This window comes from Pseudomonas sp. XP1 (assembly GCF_053557675.1).
In genome coordinates this window covers 20,957-25,124 of the sequence record NZ_JBNRIJ010000012.1, presented here as the reverse complement: position 1 = coordinate 25,124, position 4,168 = coordinate 20,957, and the positions used below count along the sequence as shown (strand labels likewise).

The following is a 4,168-nucleotide window of genomic DNA, read 5'->3' as shown; positions in this document are numbered from 1 at the left end:
GGAGCGGGCGCGCCCGCGAAGAATCCAACGCGGTGCATGGCACCGGCTGCGCCGGTGTTCGCGGGCGCGCCCGCTCCCACAGGTGTCGCGATGGGCTGCAACGCAGCCGCCAAAATCTTGAAGCTACCTGTTTAGTGGGTAGTAAACCGCTGATGCACCGGCGACGAACTGGGTGTCAGTGCCAGTGCCAGCTGGGTGCGGTTGTGCATGTGGGTCAGGCGCAGCACCTGCGACACATACAGCTTCACGGTGTTCTCGGTAATGCCCAGTTCGCAGGCGATCTGGTAGTTGGTCTTGCCCTTGCTCACCAGGCGGGCCACCTCCAGCTGGCGTGGCGACAGCTTCTCGAACGCCGCTGGCAGCTCGCTTTCACTTTCTTCCACATCCGTGGCACGTCGATGAGTACCTTGGCCCCGGGCTTTTTCCAAATCCTGGTAGAGCTCGTCAATCGATTCGGCCAGATCCTGCAGTCGCTGATTCAATCCGCCGAGGTCGTGGACGTTGCGCTGGCGTTCCAGCAACGCCTCTTCCTGTCGACGTACGCCTTCGAGAAGTTCATCGAGCTCCACCGGCTTCTGGTAGTAGTCGGCAAAGCCTTCGCGTAGCGCGCGGATCACATCCTGTTTCTCGGCACGTCCGGTCAACATGATGGCTTCGAACATGCGATGGCTGCCGTTGACCTGCTTCAAGGTGCGCATCAGTTCGATGCCATCCCTTTCCGGCATGTGCAGATCACAGATGAGCAGACTGATGGCTGGGTCTGCCATATAACGCTCGATGGCTTCGTCAGCAGAATGGGCCGGTACGCAGACATAGCCCTTGGTTTCGAGGAATTCACAGAGTTGTTCGACAATGACCGGTTGGTCATCCACCACTAAAACCTTCAATGCACTCACTTGTCTGGACACGATCCACTCCCTGTTCGTATACGGCCCTGCTCCCGGGGCCAGACGCTCTGGCAGTTTAAAAATAGTCGCACCCAGTGAATATGTACAAGTTTTGTACAAGGCGACGGAGCACAGGCTGGCTCATTGGACCCATACCGCTGTCAGAAGAAAGCCGGCCAGCACATAGGGGACGAACGCCTGCTTGTCACCCATTTCCTCGGTCAGGGCCTGCAGTCGCTTTTTCACCTTTGGGTTGAGCAAAGTCCATAGGCGCCGGCGGGTGAGCAGCCAAAGCAGCACGCTGACACCGGCGCCTATGAAGGTGCCAAGTACGTATTGCGGGCTGGTGGCCAGGGCCAGTGCGCCCATCAGCTTGACGTCATCGGCACCGAAACGGCCAAGCATGTAGCCGGGCAGGGTCAGCAGCATGACGATGGCCAGCGCCCAGCCGGCATCGCTGGCATCGGCGCCGATCCAGCTGCGACCGGTGGCGAAAAGCCAGGCCAGGGCGCAGGCAGCCACGCCAAGGGTGAGCATGTTGGATATCTGGCGTTGACGCACATCCTGTTCGGAGCACAAGGCAAGCCACAGCAGGAGAACAATGCTTTGCATTGGCAGGTCGCCCTTCCCAAATGTTGAACACATCTACCCGGTCAGTCAGGTTTCCTTAAGTGAAGATAGACGGGAACCTGCGTGGGAGTGGGGCGGGCAAGGGAAAAAGGCGTGGCCGGGATGGATTTTGTCGTAGCTGGCACAGGTACTTGCCGTTGAAAATCTTGCGCGACCCCTGTGGGAGCGGGCGAGCCCGCGAACACGGGCGAAGCCCGTGCCATCCACCGCGGTGCCTGCTTCGCGGGCATGCCCGCTCCCACAGGTCCGGGGCGCCCATGGAGTTTGTGTTTGAGCGTTACTTCCTGCTCCCCGGCGGGTAGTTGGCCAGCACCTTGGTCACGGTGTTCTGGATCGCGCTGTTGCGTTCCTCGGGGCTTGGCGGGTAGTTGTTCATGATCTGCTCGGCACTGCCGCGCCACACAAGCTTGCTGTCACGCCCATCGAACAGGTCGATCTGGATGGTGGCGACCTTGTAATCGACGCTGCGGGTTTCGTTGTACATCGGGCCACCCCAGTAGCCGCCCCAATAGCCCCCCCAGCCACCGCCGTAGTTGGTGGTGATCTGTTGCTGGCGCTGCTCGACGATCAGGTAAGCGCGCACTGTCAGGTCGGGCCGTGCGCCACCTTGTACCGGGCGCAGGCCTCGCTGGTCGAGCTGGTCGGTGACCGCCTGGCGAATGCGCTGCTCGGTCAGGTCACTCTTGATTCGTGGGTCGTCCGGGCGGTACTGCAGGCCCGGTTCCTGCCAGGCCCAGCTGCGGTAGGCGGCAAAGTCACGGCTGGCATCGAAATCCTGCTGGACGTTATTGCTGGAGCAGGCGGCGAGCAATAACGCGAATGACAGTAGAACGAGACGGCGCAACATGATGGTTCTCCGTTGGATATCAACTGGGAGGATAGCCGTTGAGCGCCTTGTGCACAGAATCGCGCAGGGCGCTTTCGCGTTCACGCGGCGAGTCCTTGTCGCTGCCGCTTTCGGCGCTGGCACTCCATACCGGCTGGCCGCTGCGGGCGTCGTACAGGTCGATACGCACCACCATCACCTGCACCTCGTAGGTGCGCACGATGGGCACGCTGGCATAGCCACCATAACCATGGCGGTAGCCGCCATAACCGACTCCACCGTAGGGGTACGGGCCGTAGTAAGGGTCGTAGGCATCGTAGTCACGTACCTGACGCAAGCGCTTTTCCAGGCGTATGTCGGCGCTGACCAGCAAGTCGCCGGGGCCGCCGCCCCGGGCGGGACGCAGGCCATGCTGGTCCAGCGCGCCGCTGACGGCATCTGCCAGTTGCCCCGGGTCGGTATCGACCGAGCCACTGGGCAACTGGCCGTTGCGCCAACTCCAGCTACGGTAGTGCCCGTAATCACGGGCTGGTGTCGGGTAGGCACTGGCATCGAAGGTGCTGGCCGCCTGGGCAGGCGCCGGTGGTAACGGGCGGCTGCTGGCCACATAGGGGTTGCTGCCCTGGCAGCCAGCCAGGGCAAGCGGCAGCACGGCCAGGCACAACAGACGGTACGGCATGTATTCCTCCCGGTGGGCAGGTCAGCGGGGGCGGCAGACCCAGTGCAGGTAGCGGCCGAGCCCGGCGAAGCTGGGGTGTCGACGGTAGGCCAGTTCCATTTCCAGCAAGTCCAGCAGCTCGGCCTTGCCTTGGAATTCCTTGGGCATGTAGTCGTGGAACACCCGCACGCCACTTTCGCTTTCAACCTGCCACATAGGTTCAAGTTGCGCCCTGAGCTCGCGTGGATCAAGCGGTTTTTGCGGGGTCAGGCTCTGCTTTTCACCTTCCAGCCGGTTGCTGCGCAACTTTCGGAAATGGCCTTTGAGCAGGTTGCGATAGACCAGGGCGTCGCGGTTGTAGAACGCCAGCGACAGCCACCCGGAGGGGGCCGTGAGCTGATGCAGCACCGGCAGGATGCTTTCGGGCTCGGCCAGCCATTCGAGTACTGCGTGGCATAACACCAGGTCATAGGGTTCGGTCAGCTGGCCGAGCAGGTCTTGCCAGGGGGCCTGGATGAAGGTGGCCGGTTGGCCGGCTTCGGCAAAGCGCGCCCGTGCGCCGTCTAGCATGGGCGCGGCGGGTTCGGCCAGGGTCAGCTGGTGGCCGCGCTGGGCCAGCCACAAGGCCATGTGACCCAACCCGGCTCCGATGTCGAGGATGCGCAGCGGGCGGTCGGGCAAGGCTTCGGCCAGGTCGGCTTGCAGCACGGCCAGGCGGATGGCGCCTTTGGCGCCGCCGTAGATTTTTTCGGCAAAGCGGGTGGCCAGCTCATCGAAGTGACGGTCGTTCATCGGGCGAAGCGCCTCTCGCTGTCGGCCAGCTTGGCGCGCACCACCTGGTCCATGTCCAGGCCCAGTTCGCTGCACAGCAGCAACAGATAGAGCACCACATCGCCGATTTCCTGGCCTGCGTGGGCTAGCTTGTCGGCGGGCAGCTGGCGTGATTGGTCTTCGCTCAGCCACTGGAAGATTTCCACCAGTTCGGCCATTTCGACGCTGGCGGCCATGGCCAGGTTCTTCGGGCTGTGGAAGCCACGCCAGTCGTTGTTGTCGCGGATCTGGTGCAGGCGTTGGGTGAGTTCTTGCAGGTTCATCGGGGATCTCCTAATGCTGCATAGCTTCTGCGCAGGCCCGATGCAAAGCAAGCGTATACCGCCAGGAGAGGCA

6 protein-coding genes are annotated in these 4,168 nt (G+C 62.5%); all 6 read right to left on the bottom strand.

Going from position 1 to position 4,168, the window contains the following annotated elements:
* Window positions 1–131: 131 nt before the first annotated feature.
* Window positions 132–908: a response regulator transcription factor gene (locus tag ACK1U9_RS13080; protein WP_085601448.1), complete on the bottom strand. Its 777-nt coding sequence runs from the start codon at window positions 906–908 to the stop codon at window positions 132–134.
* Between the two features lie 120 nt (window positions 909–1,028).
* The gene (locus ACK1U9_RS13075) at window positions 1,029–1,499 is read right to left on the bottom strand and encodes a prepilin peptidase (RefSeq protein ID WP_046616844.1); all 471 of its coding nucleotides are present in this window, start codon (window positions 1,497–1,499) and stop codon (window positions 1,029–1,031) included.
* 295 nt (window positions 1,500–1,794) lie between these two features.
* Complete coding sequence (locus ACK1U9_RS13070) at window positions 1,795–2,364, bottom strand: DUF4136 domain-containing protein (protein ID WP_108481546.1); 570 nt, start codon at window positions 2,362–2,364, stop codon at window positions 1,795–1,797.
* 19 nt (window positions 2,365–2,383) lie between these two features.
* Window positions 2,384–3,022, bottom strand: coding sequence for a DUF4136 domain-containing protein (locus ACK1U9_RS13065; protein ID WP_046616846.1), 639 nt, complete (start codon window positions 3,020–3,022; stop codon window positions 2,384–2,386).
* Between the two features lie 21 nt (window positions 3,023–3,043).
* Window positions 3,044–3,793 carry a methyltransferase domain-containing protein gene (locus ACK1U9_RS13060; RefSeq protein ID WP_100413275.1) on the bottom strand — a complete coding sequence of 250 codons (750 nt, stop codon included), beginning with the start codon at window positions 3,791–3,793 and terminating at the stop codon, window positions 3,044–3,046.
* Complete coding sequence (locus ACK1U9_RS13055) at window positions 3,790–4,095, bottom strand: MazG-like family protein (protein WP_013970728.1); 306 nt, start codon at window positions 4,093–4,095, stop codon at window positions 3,790–3,792. The genes ACK1U9_RS13060 and ACK1U9_RS13055 overlap by 4 nt, the downstream gene beginning before the upstream one ends.
* Window positions 4,096–4,168 lie beyond the last annotated feature (73 nt).

Bases quoted from the DNA above. Each gene is read 5' to 3' on its own strand.
- ACK1U9_RS13075 (WP_046616844.1), bottom strand. From the start codon at position 1,499: ATGCAAAGCATTGTTCTCCTGCTGTGGCTTGCCTTGTGCTCCGAACAG.
- ACK1U9_RS13070 (WP_108481546.1), bottom strand. From the start codon at position 2,364: ATGTTGCGCCGTCTCGTTCTACTGTCATTCGCGTTATTGCTCGCCGCC.
- ACK1U9_RS13065 (WP_046616846.1), bottom strand. From the start codon at position 3,022: ATGCCGTACCGTCTGTTGTGCCTGGCCGTGCTGCCGCTTGCCCTGGCT.
- ACK1U9_RS13060 (WP_100413275.1), bottom strand. From the start codon at position 3,793: ATGAACGACCGTCACTTCGATGAGCTGGCCACCCGCTTTGCCGAAAAA.
- ACK1U9_RS13055 (WP_013970728.1), bottom strand. From the start codon at position 4,095: ATGAACCTGCAAGAACTCACCCAACGCCTGCACCAGATCCGCGACAAC.